General features: G+C 61.8%; 18 protein-coding genes and 2 tRNA genes. 16 read left to right on the top strand and 4 right to left on the bottom strand.

Annotation, left to right across the window (positions count from 1 at the left end; all coding sequences use genetic code 11):
- Nucleotides 1–15: 15 nt before the first annotated feature.
- The 4 genes from RAC97_RS09580 to RAC97_RS09565 form a co-directional block, all read right to left on the bottom strand.
- Nucleotides 16–276: a DUF2164 domain-containing protein gene (locus tag RAC97_RS09580; RefSeq protein WP_379671450.1), complete on the bottom strand. Its 261-nt coding sequence runs from the start codon at nucleotides 274–276 to the stop codon at nucleotides 16–18.
- Entirely contained in the window at nucleotides 277–915 is a 639-nt protein-coding gene (gene hisH / locus RAC97_RS09575) for an imidazole glycerol phosphate synthase subunit HisH (RefSeq protein WP_379671449.1), read from the bottom strand. It abuts the gene before it with no gap.
- Nucleotides 915–1,508 carry an imidazoleglycerol-phosphate dehydratase HisB gene (gene hisB / locus RAC97_RS09570; RefSeq protein WP_027907596.1) on the bottom strand — a complete coding sequence of 198 codons (594 nt, stop codon included), beginning with the start codon at nucleotides 1,506–1,508 and terminating at the stop codon, nucleotides 915–917. Before hisB ends, hisH begins: the two co-directional genes overlap by 1 nt.
- A gap of 211 nt (nucleotides 1,509–1,719) precedes the next feature.
- On the bottom strand, nucleotides 1,720–3,378 hold the full coding sequence (locus tag RAC97_RS09565; protein ID WP_379671448.1) for an OFA family MFS transporter: 1,659 nt from the start codon (nucleotides 3,376–3,378) through the stop codon (nucleotides 1,720–1,722).
- Nucleotides 3,379–3,747: 369 nt separating this feature from the next.
- Between RAC97_RS09565 and RAC97_RS09560 the strand changes: the two genes are divergently transcribed.
- From RAC97_RS09560 to RAC97_RS09485, 16 genes are all read left to right on the top strand, one after another.
- Complete coding sequence (locus RAC97_RS09560; RefSeq protein ID WP_379671447.1) at nucleotides 3,748–5,997, top strand: AsmA family protein; 2,250 nt, start codon at nucleotides 3,748–3,750, stop codon at nucleotides 5,995–5,997.
- Nucleotides 5,994–7,061: an A/G-specific adenine glycosylase gene (gene mutY / locus RAC97_RS09555; RefSeq protein WP_379671446.1), complete on the top strand. Its 1,068-nt coding sequence runs from the start codon at nucleotides 5,994–5,996 to the stop codon at nucleotides 7,059–7,061. The genes RAC97_RS09560 and mutY overlap by 4 nt, the downstream gene beginning before the upstream one ends.
- Complete coding sequence (locus RAC97_RS09550; protein WP_379671445.1) at nucleotides 7,058–7,330, top strand: oxidative damage protection protein; 273 nt, start codon at nucleotides 7,058–7,060, stop codon at nucleotides 7,328–7,330. The genes mutY and RAC97_RS09550 overlap by 4 nt, the downstream gene beginning before the upstream one ends.
- A gap of 89 nt (nucleotides 7,331–7,419) precedes the next feature.
- Nucleotides 7,420–7,495 (top strand) — tRNA-Phe (locus RAC97_RS09545).
- Nucleotides 7,496–7,757: 262 nt separating this feature from the next.
- Nucleotides 7,758–8,201: a hypothetical protein gene (locus RAC97_RS09540; protein WP_379671444.1), complete on the top strand. Its 444-nt coding sequence runs from the start codon at nucleotides 7,758–7,760 to the stop codon at nucleotides 8,199–8,201.
- Nucleotides 8,202–8,783: 582 nt separating this feature from the next.
- Nucleotides 8,784–9,557: an ABC transporter ATP-binding protein gene (locus RAC97_RS09535; protein WP_379671443.1), complete on the top strand. Its 774-nt coding sequence runs from the start codon at nucleotides 8,784–8,786 to the stop codon at nucleotides 9,555–9,557.
- An 11-nt stretch (nucleotides 9,558–9,568) separates the two neighbouring features.
- Nucleotides 9,569–10,318, top strand: coding sequence for an ABC transporter substrate-binding protein (locus tag RAC97_RS09530; protein ID WP_379671442.1), 750 nt, complete (start codon nucleotides 9,569–9,571; stop codon nucleotides 10,316–10,318).
- A gap of 57 nt (nucleotides 10,319–10,375) precedes the next feature.
- Entirely contained in the window at nucleotides 10,376–11,068 is a 693-nt protein-coding gene (locus RAC97_RS09525) for an ABC transporter permease (protein ID WP_379671441.1), read from the top strand.
- Nucleotides 11,068–11,757 carry an ABC transporter permease gene (locus tag RAC97_RS09520; RefSeq protein ID WP_379671440.1) on the top strand — a complete coding sequence of 230 codons (690 nt, stop codon included), beginning with the start codon at nucleotides 11,068–11,070 and terminating at the stop codon, nucleotides 11,755–11,757. The genes RAC97_RS09525 and RAC97_RS09520 overlap by 1 nt, the downstream gene beginning before the upstream one ends.
- A 52-nt stretch (nucleotides 11,758–11,809) precedes the next feature.
- Nucleotides 11,810–13,027: a methyltransferase gene (locus RAC97_RS09515; RefSeq protein WP_379671439.1), complete on the top strand. Its 1,218-nt coding sequence runs from the start codon at nucleotides 11,810–11,812 to the stop codon at nucleotides 13,025–13,027.
- 324 nt (nucleotides 13,028–13,351) lie between these two features.
- Nucleotides 13,352–13,597 (top strand): hypothetical protein, encoded by a 246-nt coding sequence (locus tag RAC97_RS09510; RefSeq protein ID WP_379671438.1) that lies wholly within the window; start codon nucleotides 13,352–13,354, stop codon nucleotides 13,595–13,597.
- A gap of 98 nt (nucleotides 13,598–13,695) precedes the next feature.
- Nucleotides 13,696–13,771 (top strand) — tRNA-Thr (locus RAC97_RS09505).
- A gap of 162 nt (nucleotides 13,772–13,933) precedes the next feature.
- Nucleotides 13,934–15,253, top strand: a complete 1,320-nt coding sequence (locus tag RAC97_RS09500; RefSeq protein WP_379671437.1) for a tyrosine-type recombinase/integrase — start codon at nucleotides 13,934–13,936, stop codon at nucleotides 15,251–15,253.
- Between the two features lie 929 nt (nucleotides 15,254–16,182).
- Entirely contained in the window at nucleotides 16,183–17,163 is a 981-nt protein-coding gene (locus RAC97_RS09495; protein WP_379671436.1) for an integrase domain-containing protein, read from the top strand.
- Nucleotides 17,160–17,435 carry a hypothetical protein gene (locus RAC97_RS09490; protein ID WP_379671435.1) on the top strand — a complete coding sequence of 92 codons (276 nt, stop codon included), beginning with the start codon at nucleotides 17,160–17,162 and terminating at the stop codon, nucleotides 17,433–17,435. The genes RAC97_RS09495 and RAC97_RS09490 overlap by 4 nt, the downstream gene beginning before the upstream one ends.
- Before the next feature lie 76 nt (nucleotides 17,436–17,511).
- Nucleotides 17,512–19,239, top strand: a complete 1,728-nt coding sequence (locus RAC97_RS09485; protein ID WP_379671434.1) for a hypothetical protein — start codon at nucleotides 17,512–17,514, stop codon at nucleotides 19,237–19,239.
- The last annotated feature ends 266 nt before the right edge of the window (nucleotides 19,240–19,505 follow it).

The following is a 19,505-nucleotide window of genomic DNA, read 5'->3' as shown; positions in this document are numbered from 1 at the left end:
TCTAAACGTTGGAATTCAGGGCTTCTCGAGCGCCCACAGGTCGCTTTCGATGCTCTCGAACCGCTCCTTGAGGTGCAGCTGAACATCGGCAATCGCCCTGTTGTAGTAATGGGGTGCAATTTCCTTGCTGAACACCTCGAGGACCTCGGCCACCTCGAACGACCCCAGTTGCAACTCGAAGCGGTCTTCGAGGAAGCGCTTGAGGGTGTCGAGCGCCTCGCGCTCCTGCTCGGGAGCAAGCGTGATGCTTGGGGCCTTGGTCCGCGACTTGCTCATCTACCAGCGCCCGTCCCAGGCGGCGAAGTTCTGCAGCAGCTGCAGGCCATGGGTATGGCTCTTCTCCGGGTGGAACTGCACGGCGAAGCGCGAGCCATCGGCCAGCGCGGCGGCGAAGTCGACGCCATAGTGGCCACGACCGACTACCTGGCCCGGCTTGCCGGCCTCGATGTAGTAGCTGTGCACGAAGTAGAAACGTGCAAGCTCAGGGATGTCGTGCCACAGCGGGTGGTCGATGGACTGGCTGACCTGGTTCCAGCCCATGTGCGGCACCTTCAGGTGCTCGCCGTCTTCCTCCAGGCCCTTGCCGAAGAAACGCACCTTGCCAGGGAACAGGCCGATGCAATCGACGCCGTCGTTCTCCTCGCTGTGCTCCAGCAGCGCCTGCATGCCCACGCAGATGCCGAGGAACGGACGGTCCTGGCTGACTTCACGCACCAGGCTGTCGAAGCCCAGGCGACGAATCTCGGCCATGCAGTCGCGAATCGCGCCAACGCCGGGGAACACCACGCGGTCGGCCTCGCGGATCACCGCAGCGTCGCTGGTGACCAGCACCTTGCCGGCGCCCACATGCTCCAGGGCCTTGGCTACCGAGTGCAGGTTGCCCATGCCATAGTCGATTACCGCAACCGTCTGCATCAAAGGCATCCCTTGGTGGATGGCATTTGCCCGGCCATGCGCTCGTCAAGGGTCACGGCCATGCGCAGCGCGCGGCCGAAGGCCTTGAACACGGTCTCGATCTGGTGGTGGGTGTTGTGCCCGCGCAGGTTATCGATATGCAGGGTCACCAGGGCGTGGTTGACGAAGCCCTGGAAGAACTCCTGGAACAGGTCGACATCGAAGCCACCGACAGTGGCACGGGTGTAGGGTACGTGCATCTGCAAGCCTGGGCGGCCAGAGAAGTCGATGACCACGCGCGACAGCGCTTCGTCCAGCGGCACGTAGGCATGGCCGTAGCGGAAGATGCCTTTCTTGTCACCGATGGCCTGGGCGAATGCCTGGCCGAGAGTGATGCCGACGTCTTCCACGGTGTGGTGATCGTCGATATGCAGGTCACCCTTGCACTCGATGTCCAGATCGATCAGCCCATGCCGGGCGATCTGGTCGAGCATGTGTTCGAGGAAAGGCACACCGATATCGAATCGGGCCTTGCCACTGCCATCGAGGTTGATCGAGCACTTGACCTGGGTTTCCAGGGTGTTGCGCTCGACGGAAGCCTTACGTTCGACCATCACCAGCTCCGCAAAATCATTGGGCGAAAAGGGCTACATTGTACGCCCAGAACGCGCCGCTTTGAAACGCGGATGACGTGCGGCAGATGGTGTTTGGCGTAAAGCATTCGCGGGCAAGTCCGCTCCTGCAAGGTCGAGGTGACTCCTGCAGAAGCGGGCTTGCCCGCGAAAGGGCCATCACAGCCAGCCAATCAGCCGGCTGCATCAGGCATCAGTTGAACAGTACCGCAGTCTTCTGCAGGGTGATCCACACACCCCAGGCCAGCGGAATCACCACCACGGCCCAGGCGATCAGCACCAGCGGCAGGCTGCCAGGGGCGGCATGCCATTCCAACGAACGAGCACTGTCGGCACCTTTGTCGTGGCTCAGCGCGCGCTCGGCGGCCAGCTCGGCATCGGTCATGAAGTACTTGTCGGCGACTGGACGCACCAGCAGGTTGCAGATGAAGCCCAGCACCAGCAGGCCGGCGAGGATGTACAAGGTCATGTCGTAGGCGGCTGCACGGGCAACGCCCGCGGCCAGCTGCGACTCACGCAGGTAGGTGATCAGCACCGGGCCCAGCACGCCAGCGGCGGCCCAGGCAGTCAGCAGGCGACCGTGGATCGCACCGACCATCTGCGTACCGAACAGGTCGGCCAGGTAGGCAGGCACAGTGGCGAAGCCGCCGCCGTACATCGACAGGATCACGCAGAACGCCGCCACGAACAGCGCCACGTTACCCAGGTGACCGAGGTTCGGCACCATGGCGTAGAGGGCGAAGCCCAGGGCGAAGAAGGCGAAGTAGGTGTTCTTGCGGCCGATGTAGTCGGAGAACGAGGCCCAGAAGAACCGGCCACCGATGTTGAACAGGCTCAGCAGGCCGGTGAAGCCCGCCGCGATGGCGGCGATCTGTGCCAGTTGCGCGCTGTTCAGCTCGCTGAAGCTCAAATCGTTGCCCAGCAGCTTGCCGGCGAACACTTCCTGCAGCAGTGGGGAGGCCATGCCGATGATGCCGATACCGGCCGAAACGTTCAGGCACAAAACCAGCCAGATCAGTGCGAACTGCGGGGTTTTCCAGGCCACACTGACGTGCACGTGGCGGTCGGTGACCATGGTGTTGGCTTTCTTCGCCGGAGGGGTCCAGCCCTCAGGCTTCCAACCGGTCGGTGGCACGCGGTAGGCCAGGGCACCTGCGGTCATGAACACGAAGTAGATCGCGGCCATGGCGACGAAGCTCTGCCATACGCCTACTTCCTGGCCATTGGCGAAGTGGCCCATCAGTGCGGTGGCCAGCGGCGCACCCACCATGGCACCACCACCGAAGCCCATGATCGCCATGCCGGTGGCCATGCCGCGCTTGTCCGGGAACCACTTGATGAGAGTCGAGACCGGCGAGATGTAGCCCAGGCCCAGGCCGATACCACCGATGACGCCGGAACCCAGCCACATCAGCCACAGCTGGTGGGTCTTGATGCCGATCGCCGAGATCAGCAGGCCACCGCACCAGCACACGGCCGATACCAGGCCGGCCTTGCGCGGGCCGGCGTGCTCCAGCCAGCCGCCGAGCACCGCGGCCGAGCAGCCGAGGAACACGAAGAACAGGGTGTAGATCCAGCTGAGCATGGAGATCGGCCAGTCGCACTCGGCACTGAACAGGCGGGCGATGAAGCCTACGTCAGGCGAGCAGGCAACGGGCGCTGTGATGCCGATGGCTTGGGAGAGTGGCAGCCAGAACACCGAGAAGCCGTAGGCCATGCCGATGCACAGGTGGATGGCCAGGGCCGCAGGCGGGACCAGCCAGCGGTTGAAGCCCGGACGGGCGATGATTCTTTCCTTGGACAGGAAACCGGGCACGCGCTCCGGAATCCCTGTCGCAACACTGCTGTTCATGGGATCGTTCCTTTATGTAGGTAGGCGGGCGTTCGAAGATTGAATGCCTGGCTCTGATGTGGCTTTTCCCCCCGGAAAAGCCCGGCCATTTGCGGCAACGCGCCGCGACAATGCGTCGCGGGCGCTCGTCGAGCGGCGCAAGAGTAACAGGTGAAAGCAATCTGATATTGATATTTTTTTGCCAGCGCAAACGTTTAACGGAACTGTAATACCCTGGGTTGTCGAACCCGAGGCCAGGTGGCGCGCTACCGCCAAAGCCTCCAGAGATGCATGAAATGCCCTGTATCTGTTGTCGGATACGCAGAGGCCATGGTTGCGGCGCTATACTTTGCCGCTTGAATTTCACTATCGGACTACAAGGACTCGCCCATGAAAGCGTTCGGCAAAATCCTGGGGCTGAGCTTGCTCGGGCTGTTGCTGATCATCGTGGCGCTGGGCTTCGCCCTGACCCACCTCTTCGATCCCAACGACTATAAGGACGAGATTCGTCAGCTCGCCCGCGAAAAGGCCCATGTCGAACTGACACTCAATGGCGACATCGGCTGGAGCCTGTTCCCCTGGCTGGGCCTTGAGCTGCACGAGGCGAGCATCGCCACCCTGAACAAACCCACCGAGCCGTTCGCCGACCTGCAGATGCTCGGCCTCTCGGTGCGGGTGTTACCGCTGCTGCGCCGTGAAGTGCAAATGAGCGATGTGCGCGTCGAAGGGCTGAACCTGACCCTGGTGCGCGACGCCCAGGGCCATGGCAACTGGGAAGACATCGGCAAGCCGTTGCCGGACCCGAACGCCAGCGCCACCCCAACAGGGCAGGACGCGGCCCCGGCCACGACCCCTGCCGAAACCCAGGGCGGCAGCGAGCGCGCGGTCAAGCTGGACATCGACAGCCTGACGGTGAACAACGCCCGCGTGCAGTACACCGACGAGCAGAGCGGCAAAAGCTACCTGGCCGAAAGCATCCAGTTGAGCACCGGTGCGGTGCACGACGGGGTGAACATCCCGCTCAAGGCCAGTGCCTTCCTCAGCGCCAGCGTGCCGAACATCAAGGCGCGCACGGAGCTTGCCGGCGAGCTGCGCTTCGACCGCAAGCTCAAGCGCTACCGCCTCGAGGACATGCGCCTTTCCGGGGAAACTTCGGGCGAGCCGCTGGCCGGCAAGAGCCTGACCTTCGCTGCCCAGGGCCAGGTGCTGGTCGACCTGGCCGCCAACGTCGCCTCGTGGACCGGCCTCAAGGTTTCCGCCAACCAGCTGCGCGCCCTCGGTGAACTGAATCTGCGTGACCTGGACAAGACCCCGCAGCTCAGCGGCGGCCTGTCCATCGCCTCGTTCGACCTGCGCACCTTCCTCGACGGTATCGGCCATCCGCTGCCAGCCACCACCGATGCGGCGGCCTTCGGCAAGTTCGAACTGGTCAGCCGCCTGCAAGGCACGCCCACCAGCCTGGCCCTCGAAGACCTGGCGATGAAACTGGACGACAGCACCTTCACCGGCCGTGTGGCCATCGACGACTTCGCCAAGCAGGCCCTGAGCCTGCAATTGAAAGCCGACACCTTCAATGCCGACCGCTACCTGCCAGCCAAGAGCGACGAGGCCAGGGGCACGGCGGCCGCTCGCCAGGCCGAGGTCAAGCAGCAGGAAGCCAGCGCTACCGCAGGCGCCGGCACTTCGCCGCTGCCGGCCCCACCCACCCAGCTGGCCTGGAGCACCGACAAGCTGCTGCCGGTCGACCGCCTGCGCGTGCTCGACCTGCAAGCCGACCTGTCGTTCGGTGCCCTGACCCTGAACAAGCTGCCGATCAGCAATGCCCAGCTCAAAGCCAATGGGCAAGGCGGCCTGGTAACCCTCGAAACCCTGCGCGGCGGCCTGTACAACGGCACCTTCGAAGCCAAGGGCACCGTCGATGTACGCCCCGCCGTGCCGCAGGTGGGGGTGAACACGCGCATCAACCGCGTGCCGGTGGAGCACTTCATCAAGCGCGAAAGCCCCGACCAGGCCCCACCGGTCAAGGGCCTGCTGACCTTGTCCAGCGACCTGACCGCCACCGGCAACAGCCAGAAAGCACTGGTCGACACCCTCAACGGCAACGCCAGCTTCACCATCAACGACGGCGTGCTGGTCAACGCCAACCTTGAACAGCAACTGTGCCAGGCCATCGCCACGCTCAACCGCAAGCAGCTCAGCGGCGAACCACGCGGCAAGGACACGCCTTTCCAGGAGCTGCGCGGCAGCCTGGTGATACGCAACGGCGTGGCCAGCAACCCCGACCTCAAGGCGCGGATTCCCGGCCTGACCGTCAATGGCCAGGGCGACCTCGACCTGCGCGTGCTGGGCATGGACTACAACGTCGGGGTGATCGTCGAGGGCGACCAGACCGCCATGCCCGACCCAGCCTGCCAGGTCAACGAGCGCTATGTCGGCGTTGCCGTGCCCCTGCGCTGCCGCGGCCCGCTGGAGCTCGGCGCCAAGGCCTGCCGCCTGGACCAGGAAGGCCTGGGCAAGGTCGCCGCGCAACTGGCTGGCAACCGCCTGAAAGACAAGCTCGATGAAAAACTCGATGAGAAGCTCGGAGACAAAGTGAGCCCGGAACTCAAAGAAGCACTCAAGGGGCTGTTCAAGCGATGAGCCCCGAGCAGTTCTCCAGCGCCGTACTGGCCTGGTACGACCAGCATGGTCGCCACGACCTGCCCTGGCAACAGGGCATCACCCCCTACCGGGTGTGGGTGTCGGAAATCATGCTGCAACAAACCCAGGTGAGCACCGTGCTCAACTACTTCGACCGCTTCATGCAGGCGCTGCCCACCGTGCAGGCGCTGGCCGAAGCGCCGGAGGACGAAGTACTGCACCTGTGGACGGGCCTGGGCTACTACACCCGCGCCCGCAACCTGCAAAAGGCAGCGAAAGTGGTGATGGCGCAACATGGCGGCGAGTTCCCGCGCAGTGTCGAACAGCTCACCGAGCTGCCCGGTATCGGCCGCTCCACCGCCGGGGCCATCGCCAGCATCAGCATGGGCATCCGCGCGCCGATCCTCGACGGCAACGTCAAGCGCGTGCTGGCCCGATACACCGCCCAGGCCGGCTACCCCGGCGAGCCGAAGGTGGCCAACGCGCTGTGGGCCACCGCCGAGCGCTTCACCCCCCACGCCCGCGCCAACCACTACACCCAGGCCATGATGGACATGGGCGCCACGCTGTGTACCCGCAGCAAGCCCAGCTGCCTGATCTGCCCGGTGCAGCAAGGCTGCGAGGCGCACCTGCACGGTGAGGAAACCCGCTACCCGGAGCCCAAGCCGCGCAAGGCGCTGCCTCAACGCAAGACCCTGATGCCGCTGTTGGCCAACCACGAAGGCGCGATACTGCTGTACCGCCGCCCCTCCACAGGCCTGTGGGGCGGGCTTTGGAGCCTGCCGGAGCTGGACAACCTCGAGCAGCTCGACGACCTGGCCTACCAGCACGGGCTGCGCCTGGCCAGCAGCCAGGCCCTGGACGGCCTGACCCACACCTTCAGCCATTTCCAGCTGGCAATCGAACCCTGGCTGGTACGCGTGGACCCGGTCGGTGCGCACGTGGCCGAGCCCGACTGGCTCTGGTATAACCTCGCCACCCCGCCGCGCCTGGGCCTCGCCGCCCCGGTCAAGAAGCTGCTCAAACGCGCGGCCGACGAATTGATTGCAGGAGAGCCCCAATGACCCGCACCGTGAAGTGCCGCAAGTACAACGAAGAACTCCCCGGCCTCGACCGCCCGCCCTACCCCGGCGCCAAGGGCCAGGACATCTTCGAAAACATCTCGCAGAAGGCCTGGAAGGAGTGGCAGGACCACCAGACCATGCTGATCAACGAGAAGCGCCTGAACATGATGAATGCCGAGGACCGCAAATTCATCCAGGCCGAGATGGACAAGTTCTTCGCCGGCGAAGACTACGCCCAGGCGGAAGGGTACGTCCCACCTAGCGCCTGACCCGTGGAACGTAAGCGACGGAATAATTTAAAAAAATTTTCAAAAAGTCGTTGACGAAGGGTCTGAAAACCTTTTTAATTCGCCCCGTCGCCCAGATAGCTCAGTCGGTAGAGCAGAGGATTGAAAATCCTCGTGTCGGCGGTTCGACTCCGTCTCTGGGCACCACCATTAAGCATCGGGTGGTTCCAAAGCCACCCGAAGCGACAACAAGAAACCCGCCTAGTGCGGGTTTTTTGTTGTCTGCGTTTTAGAGCACGGTAGCTAGCGACAGCTGCTCCACAGGTACAGGCCAAGCGCAGCTATCACCTTGAACAGCTGCTTCGTCGAATACCGCCAACGAGCGCTGCAAGCGGCATAGCACTTGGGTTTGCCGCCTATCTACGCTTCAATATGCCTCCACCGCTCCAACCAAGGACCACCTCACCCCATGGCCACCAACACCAAGCAACAAAAACGCGCCAAGCGCGCCGCCGCCAAGGCCAAGCAGAACCGCATGGTGCGCAGCGGCCAGGCCGTGAAAGCCAGCGCCGGCGACAGCACCAGCGTCGAGCAGGTGTTCACCAAGGCCCAAGAGTCGGGCAGCTACAACAGCCTGTTCGAAAAGATGAAGGAAGCCCAGGCCAACGGCCTGGTGCCGATGATCTCGGTGTTCCTGGTCGACCCGCTGCTGGCACTGGTGCTCAAGGGCCATAAAGAAGAACACGCCACCGACTACATCGTGCTGGTGTTCACCGCCTACCGCGAATGGCTGGACGGCACCGATGCCGACGCCACCATGGCCTGGCTGGAAAGCGATGAATTCCAGGATGCCTACGTGGCCGCCTCGGAGCTGGTGGCCAAGCAGCAGCAACAGCAGAAACAATTTGGCTGACCCCCTTCGCGCACCCAAAAGGTGGCGCCCGGTGAAACCGGTGCGCCACATCTGTGCAGTTGGGGCGCAGCTGGGTGCTACGTTGTGACGCGCAGAACTCTGATCGTAAATCGTAAGCACGACGCAGACCCTGTGGGAGCGGGTTTACCCGCGAAGCAGCCACTGCGGTGTATGGCCAGGGCTTTGCCCTGGTTCGCGGGTAAACCCGCTCCCACAGGCCCCAGCTACATCAATTAGCTATGTGGCGCTCTATGAGAGCGGCCTGTCAGGCGAGGGACCGCCAATAAGGGCCGCAATGCCTCCACAATCACGGCATCCACCCGCCTCCCCAGGCAAAACCGCTTCCCTCATCCCGGCAAAACTGGCACCATCGCGCCTTTTTTCATCCAGGCTCCGGTACCGGAAAAACGCTTTGCCGGACATTGTGGCGACGTTGCACTGCAACGATGCGACAAACTGACCCACAAGCGACCCGAGCCCCCTGCGACCCGGTTGGCCGTCATTGTGCCGCTATGCTAGCGTGGCGCTCGCCAGGAAGGCCGCCAACAGCTGGGAACGCACCCGAACACATGAGGACCGCACATGGCCCAGGCCACGCCCGCGCTGGAAATCCGCAATCTGCACAAACGCTACGGCGACCAGGAAATTCTCAAGGGCATTTCGCTGACCGCCCGCGACGGTGACGTGATCTCGATCCTCGGCTCGTCCGGCTCCGGCAAGTCCACCCTGCTGCGTTGCATCAACCTGCTGGAAAACCCTCACCAGGGCGAGATCCTCGTCGCTGGCGAAGCGCTCAAGCTCAAGGCCACCAAGACCGGTGACCTGATCGCCGCCGATAACCGCCAGATCAACCGCCTGCGCAGCGAAATCGGCTTCGTGTTCCAGAATTTCAACCTGTGGCCGCACATGTCGGTCCTCGACAACATCATCGAGGCCCCACGCCGCGTGCTCGGCCAGAGCAAGGCCGAGGCCGTCGAGCACGCCGAGGCGCTGCTGAACAAGGTCGGCATCTACGACAAGCGCCACAGCTACCCCGCCCAGCTTTCCGGTGGCCAGCAACAACGTGCCGCCATCGCCCGTACCCTGGCCATGAAGCCAAAGGTCATCCTGTTCGACGAGCCAACTTCGGCGCTCGATCCGGAAATGGTCCAGGAAGTGCTTAACGTTATCCGCGCACTCGCCGAAGAAGGCCGTACCATGCTGCTGGTAACGCACGAGATGAACTTTGCCCGCCAGGTGTCCAGTGAAGTGGTCTTCCTGCACCAGGGCCTCGTGGAAGAGCAAGGATCGCCGCAACAGGTCTTTGAAAGCCCGACCTCGGCGCGTTGCAAGCAATTCATGTCCAGCCACCGCTAACGGAGCAATACATGCAGACCTACAAGAAATTCCTCCTGGCAGCCGCTGCCACGCTGGTGATGTCCGCCAACGCCATGGCCGCCGAGAAACTGCGCATGGGTATCGAGGCGGCCTACCCGCCGTTCAACAACAAGGATGCCAGCGGTAACGTGGTCGGCTTCGACAAGGACATCGGCGACGCCCTGTGCGCCAAGATGAAGGTCGAGTGCTCGGTCGTCACCTCCGACTGGGACGGCATCATCCCGGCCCTGAACGCCAAGAAGTTCGACTTCCTGGTGTCTTCGCTGTCGATCACCGACGAGCGCAAGCAGGCCGTCGACTTCACCGACCCCTACTACTCCAACAAGCTGCAGTTCATCGCGCCCAAGAACGTCGACTTCAAGACCGACAAGGCTGCCCTGAAAGGCAAGGTGATCGGCGCCCAGCGCGCGACCCTGGCCGGCACCTGGCTGGAAGACAACACCAGCGGCACCGACATCAAGCTCTACGACACCCAGGAAAACGCCTACCTGGACCTGGTCGCCGGTCGTATCGACGGCATCCTGGCCGACAAGTACGTGCAGTACGAGTGGCTCAAGAGCAAGGACGGTTCGACCTTCGAGTTCAAGGGCGAGCCGGTGGAAGAAAGCGACAAGATCGGTATCGCCGTGCGTAAAGGCGACCCGCTGCGCGAGAAGCTGAACGCCGCGCTGAAGGAAATCGTCGCCGACGGCACGTACAAGAAGATCAACGACAAGTACTTCCCGTTCAGCATCTATTGATTCGCCCCGACCGACACCGCCGCTGCGCGGTGTCGGTCCCTTGAACACACCCTGCCCATGAATATCGACCTGCACGGATTCGGCCCGGCCTTGATGGCCGGCACCCTGATGACCGTAAAACTGGCGCTTTGCGCCTTGCTGCTGGGGCTGGTCCTGGGCCTGCTCGGCGCCTTGGCCAAGACGTCCCCGGTCAAGCCACTGCAATGGCTTGGCGGCACCTACTCCACGCTAGTGCGCGGCGTACCCGAACTGCTTTGGGTACTGCTCATCTATTTCGGCACCGTCGGGCTGATGAACAGCCTTGGCGAAGCCCTCAACCTACCGGGCCTCGAGCTCAGCGCCTTCGCCGCCGGGGTGATCGCCCTGGGGCTGTGTTTCGGCGCCTATGCCACGGAAGTGTTCCGTGGCGCCATCCTGGCGATCCCCAAGGGCCACCGCGAAGCGGGGCTGGCGCTGGGGCTTTCCAAAGGGCGCATCCTGTCGCGCATCATCCTCCCGCAGATGTGGCGCATCGCCCTGCCCGGCCTTGGCAACCTGTTCATGATCCTGATGAAGGACACCGCGCTGGTCTCGGTGATCGGCCTTGAAGAGATCATGCGCCACGCGCAGATCGGCGTGACCGTGACCAAGGAGCCGTTCACCTTCTACATGGTCGCCGCCTGCATCTACCTGAGCCTGACCGTGGTCGCCATGATCGGCATGCATTTCCTGGAAAAACGTGCCGCTCGCGGCTTCATGAGGGCCGCGTAATGAACTGGGAAGTCATCATCAAATGGCTGCCACGCCTGGCCGAAGGGGCGGCCCTGACGCTGGAGCTGGTAGCCATCGCGGTCATCGCCGGGTTGATCCTGGCCATTCCGCTGGGTATTGCCCGCTCGTCGCGACACTGGTACGTGCGTGCCCTGCCCTACGGCTACATCTTTTTCTTCCGCGGCACGCCGCTGCTGGTGCAACTGTTCCTGGTGTACTACGGCCTGGCACAGTTCGACGCAGTGCGTTCCAGCTCGCTGTGGCCTTACCTGCGCGACCCGTTCTGGTGCGCCGTGCTGACCATGACCTTGCACACCGCCGCCTATATCGCCGAGATCCTGCGCGGTGCGCTGCAGGCCATCCCCAAGGGCGAGATCGAAGCGGCGCGGGCGCTGGGCATGTCGCGGGGCAAGACGCTGTTCTACATCATGCTGCCGCGCGCTTCGCGCATCGGCCTGCCGGCCTACAGCAACGAAGTGATCCTGATGCTCAAGGCCAGTGCCCTGGCCAGTACCGTCACCTTGCTGGAATTGACTGGCATGGCCCGGACCATCATCGCCCGCACCTACCTGCCGGTGGAGATCTTCTTCGCCGCCGGGGTGTTCTACCTGGTGATCGCGTTCCTCCTGGTGCAGGGCTTCAAGCTGCTCGAACGCTGGCTGCGCGTGGACGCCTGCCAAGGGCGCTGAGGCAGTAGTAACCTGGGGTCGCAACGCGGCCCCGACACTGACCACGCACATCATGACCCGAACCTCATTCCTGCAAGACGCGCAGCTGCTGGATCACTTCCAGGCCCTGGACCAGTTCCTGGTCGCCCACCAATCGCTGTGGCAGCCCCGCCCCTTCACCGCGCTGCGCCTCGATTGGGAAACCCATCACCCCGAGCTGTCCACCTGGCTGCGCCAACGCAGCCTGGAAGACGCCGAAGCCGTGCAACCACACCCTGAGCGCCTTGCCGCCCCCGCACCTTTTCCGCAGCTCGCCCAGGAAGCCCTGCACCTGTCGGCGGTCGGCGAGCTGCCCGCCAGCGCCCTGCACCCGGCCCGCCATCGCCTGGACGCCGGGGTTCCCGGCCGCAAGTGGCGACAGATCGAAGCCTTCACCCAGCACCTGGCCTTTCGCGGGCCCACCCGCCACTGGCTCGACTGGTGCTCAGGCAAAGGCCACCTGGGCCGCCGCCTGCTGCAAGCCGACCAGCAGCTGACGTGCCTGGAATACGATGCCGAACTGGTCAGCGCCGGCCAGGCGCTGAGCGATCACCACCACTTGCCGGCCACGCACCTGCACCAGGATGTAATGACTGCCGACAGCGCCCGACACCTCGATGGCGAAAAGAGCGTGGTGGCCCTGCACGCCTGTGGCGACCTACACGTGCGCCTGCTGCAACTGGCCATTGCCCAGGGCTGCCGCCAAGTGGCGCTATCGCCGTGCTGCTACAACCGCACCCAGGCCGAGCAGTACATACCGCTTTCCGTGGCCGCGCAGGCCTCCCCGCTGACCTTGTCGATCACCGACCTTGGCCTGCCGCTGGCCGAGACCGTCACCTCCGGTGCGCGGGTACGCCGCCAGCGCGACCTTTCCATGGCTCGCCGCCTGGGCTTCGACCTGTTGCAGCGTGAACAGCGCCAATGTGATGAATACCTGCCCACGCCGTCACTCCCAACGGCCTGGCTGGAAAAGACATTCGAACAGTACTGCCGCGACCTGGCCGAACTGCGCCAGGTGCCGATCAGCGGCAACCCGCCGTGGCAGGCATTGGAGGCTGCGGGCTGGCGACGGCTCGCCGAGGTGCGCAACCTGGAGTTGGTGCGCAACCTGTTCCGCAGGCCGTTGGAGATGTGGCTGGTGCTCGACCGCGCGTTGTTCCTGAGGGAAAACGGCTACGCCGTGCGCGTAGGGGTGTTCTGCGACTATCCCCTTACCCCACGCAACTTGTTGGTGCTGGCGGAGCTCAATTAGGTGCAAAGCCTGTGGATAACTCTGTGAACAAGCTTGTGATGAAACGTCGCGAAATGCTGGATCCAATCGTTATTTCAGGCGCTTGCGTTATTCCAGCGGGTAACGAAGGCCAGTAAAAACAGGCCTTTGCGCAACGACCGGTGGTAAGCGTTTGCGGCATGCTTTTCGCGCAGCGCTGCGATGCCCCTTGTGCATAAGCATTTTGGGAAAGTGTCGACTCCCCAGCAAAAACGATGCCTACACTTAGGCTGAACTATGCGTCTTGAGGGAAAAATGTATAATTCGCGGCTGCCTGAATTGGACATGAAGAACGGAATGCAGATCATGACCAGCATCAAACCTTTTGCCGCGCTGACCTTTGCCCTGGCCCTTGCCGGCTGCGCCAGCACGCCGACCCCGCAGCAGCCCTCCCTGGATTGGAGCATGCCCGGCATGCAACTGGGCGGTGACCGCGGTTTGCCTTTGCGCTCCGAGACACCCTGCCGCAAGCGTGGTTGCGACAACGACAAGCTTTTCTTCAACCCCGGCCAACCCGAGCCGAGCGTCAATACCATCCACCGTGGCTGGTAGGAAAATTCTCCTTTCGGGGCGGTAACTTACCGTGTTGCACGATAAGCGTGAGGAAGTGGTTTACAGCCGCCAACCGATCGCTATAATGACGCCCCTATGCCGGTATAGCTCAGCTGGTAGAGCAACTGACTTGTAATCAGTAGGTCCCGGGTTCGATTCCTGGTGCCGGCACCATTCAAGGTTCCATAGAAAGCTTTCACAATCTCTGGAACCCCCGAAAAACCCGCCTTCTGGCGGGTTTTTTCGTCTTGGCGTTCCGTCGGATTCCGAGGGTAGCCAGCGCTAATAAGGGTACTTTTAAGGATACCTACCAATTCGACATTGGAAAGTACCCTTATGGCTCGCACAACGGCTCCCCTTACCGACAACGCCTGCCGCACTGCAAAGGCTCGCGAACGTGAGTACAAGCTTTTTGACGGCGATGGCCTTTACCTGCTCGTGAAGCCCAACGGTCGCAAAGGCTGGCGGCTCAGGTACGTGAAGCCCGATGGTCGCGAGGGCCTGACCTCACTCGGCAATTACCCGGTGGTCGGGCTGGCTGACGCTCGCCACAAGCGCTTCGAGCTCAAACAGCAGCTCGCCAACGGCATTGACCCCATCCAATCCAAGCAGCAGGCCAAGGTGCAAGCCGTAATCAATGGCCGTACCTTCGAAAGCGTCGCGCTTGATTGGTATGCCGGGATGGTGCCCAAGTGGGCGCCGGGCCACGCCAAGACTGTGCTCAGCCGGTTGAAGACTCATGTATTCCCTTTGCTCGGTGCCAGGGCAATCGTTGAGTTGGACACCCACGACCTCATGCAGCCACTGGAAGCCGTGACGAAGCGCGGCACCATCGACGTGGCGCTCAGGATCAAGAACTACCTGCAAAGCATCATGCGCGAAGCCAAACGGCTGCGGCTGATCACGACGAACCCAGCCCACGACCTCGATGGCTCAATCAGAGCACCACGGGTTACACATCGACCCGCACTACCCTTATCGCGGCTGCCAGAGCTACAGGCGCGCATCGACGACTACAAAGGTCGTCCACTCACACGCCTTACCGCGATGCTGTCGCTGCACGTGTTCGTACGCTCCAGTGAGCTGCGCTTCGCCCGCTGGAACGAGTTCGACCTCAATCGCGGCATCTGGGAGATCCCCGACACTCGCCCGGCGCTCGACGGCGTACCGTTTTCCACAAGGGGTACGAAAATGGCCGGAGACATTCACGTTGTACCCTTATCGCCGCAGGCAGTGGCCTTGCTTGAGCAAATCCACGCGATCACGGGCAAGTTCGACCTGGTGTTCGCGGGAGATGCCAAACCGTGGAAACCGATGTCCGAGAACACGGTGAATGCCGCGCTCAGGACGATGGGCTACGACACCAAGGTGGATATCTGCGGCCACGGGTTCCGAGCCATGGCGTGCAGTGCGCTGGTCGAGTCCGGGCTGTGGTCAGAGACCGCCATCGAACGGCAGATGAGCCACAAGGAGCGCAACAACGTGCGGGCCGCTTATACCCACAAGGCCGAGTTCCTCGAAGAGCGCCGGATGATCATGACCTGGTGGAGCCGGTTTCTGGAGGCGAACCGCGAGGACCATGTGACGCCGCATGAGTTTGCCAAGCAAACGGGCGAGAACGTCACGCGCCTTCGCAGTGCCAAGAGGACCGAGTAGCCCGCCGCACCACCACCTCAACTTGCTGTGAAGTTACCCACAGCACCGCATGAAGCTCCTCCGCGCGGGTCCTTTCAAACGGGGCTGCAAAGCCGCCCCGTTTGAAAGGACCATACCTAAGAAAAAACTGCTGGCACAGCTTACGTCTGTGGAAAACCACTGATGTCCACCGGGGGATAGTTTTATCCACAGGCGCTAAATCCCTGATATCGCACTGCTTGACGATTATTGTCCACAAGCGTAGACCGGGAGTCACAAGAGCTGTCGATGACAGCACCCCAGGTGGCCCGAACCTTAAAGGTCACGCCGCTCCCGCGGTGGTTCACCCGCAAGTACGATTCGCGTCCGGCAGCTCGTACGGTCACTACCCATGTGATGGATGCCAACTCAATATCGTTGCCCCTGCGGCAACCACCCTACCCATCTGCTCAGCAGCAGCCTATCCGCTTGGCCATTTCGCGTGCGCCAACCTGCGCCCGTCTCTTTCTCCTGGAAAGAGACGGGCGCGTCTAACACTGCTGCAGCCCTCATCGCATTTGGCTTTGCGGCAACTTCACTCGTGACAATCGGCGTGACAAACGCCGATGTCACCAGCAACAGCGATGTAGATGATGGTGCCGCAGACCAAGGAATGGACTGCACCTGACTGACAGTCAGGCATGCCCCGGTCATCGCATTGCTGCGTTCACCCTGCTCAGGATCTCGCGGCACTGGTCTCGTCAGCCAATGCAGCCTCCGCCCGCCCACCGGTAACGGTGCTCAGGAGGCCAGATCATGAGATGCCCTTGCTCCCGGACGTAAGGAGCCGCCAGTCCCGCGTTAGAGGACATCCCCACAGGTAGCAGGGGCCTTGATCCCTGATAACACTCAGCATTCTTGGCGGGATGACGTGGGGCGAGGATCGGAGAACAGGCGATGAGGTGATCGACATGGCATTGGTAGGTAGGCGGGATGGCCGCAATTTTTGGTACGGCAGGCAACTGAGCTACGCAGGGCCACAAGCGCTGAAAGACATGTTCGGCGGAGGCCACTACGGCACGGTCAAAGCGCACTGTGGTCGGTGGCAGGCATTCGTGAAATGGTGCCGCTCCGAACAAGGGCCCGGTATCAATGACGCGCGCCAGATTGATCGGAAGGTGTTGGCCGACTATGCGGCGCATCTACGCGACATGGTTCGGAGCGGTGACCTCGCCATCAGCACCGCACAAAACCGGCTATCAAGCGTCAACAGGACTGTGGCGGCGCTTCGCGGTGATCAGTACGTGAAATTGCCAAGCCCGAGCAAGGCGTTGGGAATGCAGCGCACCGGGATTCGCCACTCAGTGCCGCAGGGCCAAGACCGCAGTCAGGTTAAAAAGATCGTAAATGCGCTTTGCCACAATCATCAGCAACGGGCCGCCGCGGTTGTATTGTTGGCGCGAGCCACCGGCATGCGCTTGCGTGAGGCCATCCTAGCCGACTTGCCACGGTTAAGCCGTGAGGCTGAAGAGCTAGGCAGGATTAACATTCAGGATGGCAGCAAAGGCGGCCGCGCCGGGGCCTCGGCGCCCCGGTGGATTGCGGTAGGCGACCATGTTCGCGAGGCGCTCAGGTTTGCACGGCAGGTATCGCCTGCGGGTAGCAGCAACCTGATTGCACCACACGAAAGCTACCTGAATGTTCTGCAAAAAATCATCCGCCCGGCGCGGGGAATCCTGCATGTGCATGAGCTTAAAGGTTTCCATGAGCTACGAGCGGCATACGCATGTGAGCGCTATGAACAGATCACCGAACACCGTGCGCCTATCAACAGCGGCCAATGTTGCCAGTTAAATCAGCACGTTGACTGCGAGGCTCGAACGCAAATCAGCTACGAGTTAGGACACGGTCGGATCGACGTGGTCGCTGCCTACATTGGAGGATGCACATGAGTAAGCCATTCGATATGGAACTGTTCGTGGCTGGAGTGCTGACCGGCTCGTACGCAACTCGGCAGCGCCATGTGCGACAGGCGAAATTCATCCAAGCTGAGATTGCAGAGCGCTGGCAGCGAGCAACACCTTGGACTTGGCAGAGGAAGCATGTGGCTTGGTTTCTCGAGCATCGCATAAGCCAACGCAGCGAGGCGACGCGATATTACTACGTGCTGACGGCCCGGCTGCTGGCTCGACGTTTAAAAACGTCATGGGTTTTCAATCTCTGAGTTGGACCTGATACTACCGAGGCTCTGCGCCCATCGACCGCACCTATTCGACACTAATCACTCTCGTAGAAGATAAATGACCACTAAACGCCCTCAAATCGAAACCGCTGCTGACATCAGAGAGCTGCTGCTTCACTCGAAGGCGCCACGGCCGCTAACCCCCGAGCAGACGGCGGAGCTGGAGCGCATTTCGAAGTACGACGTTTCGACCTATTCGGAGGAAGATGTCCGGGCGGAGATCATTGACCCCGTTATCCGAGTCTTGGGGTACGCTAAGGAGACCTATTTCTCCACGCAGCGTGAAAAGCACCTGAAGGTGGCCGATGGCGACTTGTTCATCGACTACAGAATGACTTTATGGTCGCAGGCCTTCTGGATCATTGAGGCTAAGAAGGTTAAGCGCAAGCCGCTGAAGTTCACCGCCGCAGAACTGCAGCAGGCGCTGCTGTATGCGGTGCATCCAGAAATCGACGCTGCTCTCGTAGTTCTATGCGACGGGCGAGTCTTTGAGGTGTACGACCGCGATGAGAGCGTCACCAAGCCGGCCGCGCGCGTGGAGGTCAAAAAGCTGCCGGAGCAGTTCCACGTGCTTCAGGTTCTACTCGGCCCGTGGCAGGCTTGGTTCTTCCAGAAGCGCCGCGCGCTCAGGGTTGCCAGCCGCGTACTGCAACTGGAGATGACACCTGGTCGAATTGAGGAATTCTCGGATGCCATGCAGCGGCGGGTGCAGGACGCGCGTACGAAGGTGTACGACAACTGGCGCAAAGTGAAGCCTTCCACTGATCAAGACGCGCAGTGGCGCAGCGCGCTTGAACAGGCATCCATCAGAGACGTTGTTGCGACCGAGTTCTTTTCGGCCCAGACGGCGCCCGGCCTGGGGGTTGTGGCCAAGTCTTTGGTGGACAAGGCGAAGCCGGGCGGGTTCGATTTGATGTACGCGATGTTTCCGGATCATCCTAGGAACTTGAATGACCACTACGTGGCGCAGGCTTTACGAACCCTCATTGAGTTTGGCAAGTTAGGACGTGAGGCCAGTTGGATGCCTGCCTGGCTGGGTGCCCAGCACCCCGGTGCCGATATGGAGGCACCGATCAAGAAACTTATTGCACTCTCACTCACGGCCTTTCTGGCTGCGCCAGAGTTCAGGGCTGTACTCCAATTTGCGGCCTGCGCGCGAAGGCTGTCGAAGGTATCGATGGCGCTCATCCCGACGATATCGCAGATGGGGCATATCCGACACCAGCAAGTGCGCCACTTTTTTGATGAGTTCGACTATGCACAGTTCATGTCGACACCCGAAGGGCATAACCTCCGGCAGCTCGACGTGCACGCGCACTTCCTCACAGAACGATTCGTGCACCAGTGCGCCGACAAACATCAGTTTCGTGGACGCTTCAACTTGAATCGGGCGCAAACGCTGCTGAATGACTCATGGAATGCTGAACGCCTGCTGCTCGGTGATGGCGCTGACTACTGGAGAAGCCTGGACGGCCGAGGACTTGGGGGTGAGGTTTATTCGACGGAGCACAACTGGGTCGACTATGACTCGTTGGGTCACATCGTGCTGTGCGCGTTGAAAGACATCCCTGATTGGCGCGAGTACGTACTTGCTAATCACGGCAACGACGTCCAGAGGATTGCGGCTTGCGGTTCGTGGGCAGCTCGTGAAATTTTGGGGATTGCACAAGATGCGCAGTTGCAGCGAATACCGGATACCGAGAGCGCCAAGCTGTTCTTCGGCGGCGACGTCGCACTTTTCACGGCGCTTCGGGACGCTTACTGGAACCGAAAGCCGAGAACTTGAGTCGCAAAGCTGAGACCGCTTTATACTGCCCATAACAGGCCGAAACTATTCAGTCAGCTACTAAATCCCGCGCGAGAGCCTGAATTACTTTCCCACTGGGGGGCTGAAAAGCACATTCCAACCAGCGAGGTAGGTTGGGTAATTTGTTACCCAGCAAACCAATTACAGCTATCAGCTATTTCCTCAAGTCACTTCCGCTAATGCTGAGTTTCAGCGGACGTCAAAATTAGTCTCTGATGGCCTAACGACAGAGAACGGTACAGCAC

This window comes from Pseudomonas sp. LS_2 (assembly GCF_042709235.1).
Classification (GTDB): Bacteria; Pseudomonadota; Gammaproteobacteria; order Pseudomonadales; family Pseudomonadaceae; genus Aquipseudomonas.
This window is presented reverse-complemented; position numbering and strand designations above follow the sequence as displayed.

Excerpts from the sequence above, each read along its gene's own strand:
- RAC97_RS09580 (WP_379671450.1), bottom strand. The coding sequence starts at position 276 with ATGAGCAAGTCGCGGACCAAGGCCCCAAGCATCACGCTTGCTCCCGAG.
- hisH (WP_379671449.1), bottom strand. The coding sequence starts at position 915 with ATGCAGACGGTTGCGGTAATCGACTATGGCATGGGCAACCTGCACTCG.
- hisB (WP_027907596.1), bottom strand. The coding sequence starts at position 1,508 with ATGGTCGAACGTAAGGCTTCCGTCGAGCGCAACACCCTGGAAACCCAG.
- RAC97_RS09565 (WP_379671448.1), bottom strand. The coding sequence starts at position 3,378 with ATGAACAGCAGTGTTGCGACAGGGATTCCGGAGCGCGTGCCCGGTTTC.
- RAC97_RS09560 (WP_379671447.1), top strand. The coding sequence starts at position 3,748 with ATGAAAGCGTTCGGCAAAATCCTGGGGCTGAGCTTGCTCGGGCTGTTG.
- mutY (WP_379671446.1), top strand. The coding sequence starts at position 5,994 with ATGAGCCCCGAGCAGTTCTCCAGCGCCGTACTGGCCTGGTACGACCAG.
- RAC97_RS09550 (WP_379671445.1), top strand. The coding sequence starts at position 7,058 with ATGACCCGCACCGTGAAGTGCCGCAAGTACAACGAAGAACTCCCCGGC.
- RAC97_RS09540 (WP_379671444.1), top strand. The coding sequence starts at position 7,758 with ATGGCCACCAACACCAAGCAACAAAAACGCGCCAAGCGCGCCGCCGCC.
- RAC97_RS09535 (WP_379671443.1), top strand. The coding sequence starts at position 8,784 with ATGGCCCAGGCCACGCCCGCGCTGGAAATCCGCAATCTGCACAAACGC.
- RAC97_RS09530 (WP_379671442.1), top strand. The coding sequence starts at position 9,569 with ATGCAGACCTACAAGAAATTCCTCCTGGCAGCCGCTGCCACGCTGGTG.
- RAC97_RS09525 (WP_379671441.1), top strand. The coding sequence starts at position 10,376 with ATGAATATCGACCTGCACGGATTCGGCCCGGCCTTGATGGCCGGCACC.
- RAC97_RS09520 (WP_379671440.1), top strand. The coding sequence starts at position 11,068 with ATGAACTGGGAAGTCATCATCAAATGGCTGCCACGCCTGGCCGAAGGG.
- RAC97_RS09515 (WP_379671439.1), top strand. The coding sequence starts at position 11,810 with ATGACCCGAACCTCATTCCTGCAAGACGCGCAGCTGCTGGATCACTTC.
- RAC97_RS09510 (WP_379671438.1), top strand. The coding sequence starts at position 13,352 with ATGACCAGCATCAAACCTTTTGCCGCGCTGACCTTTGCCCTGGCCCTT.
- RAC97_RS09500 (WP_379671437.1), top strand. The coding sequence starts at position 13,934 with ATGGCTCGCACAACGGCTCCCCTTACCGACAACGCCTGCCGCACTGCA.
- RAC97_RS09495 (WP_379671436.1), top strand. The coding sequence starts at position 16,183 with ATGGCATTGGTAGGTAGGCGGGATGGCCGCAATTTTTGGTACGGCAGG.
- RAC97_RS09490 (WP_379671435.1), top strand. The coding sequence starts at position 17,160 with ATGAGTAAGCCATTCGATATGGAACTGTTCGTGGCTGGAGTGCTGACC.
- RAC97_RS09485 (WP_379671434.1), top strand. The coding sequence starts at position 17,512 with ATGACCACTAAACGCCCTCAAATCGAAACCGCTGCTGACATCAGAGAG.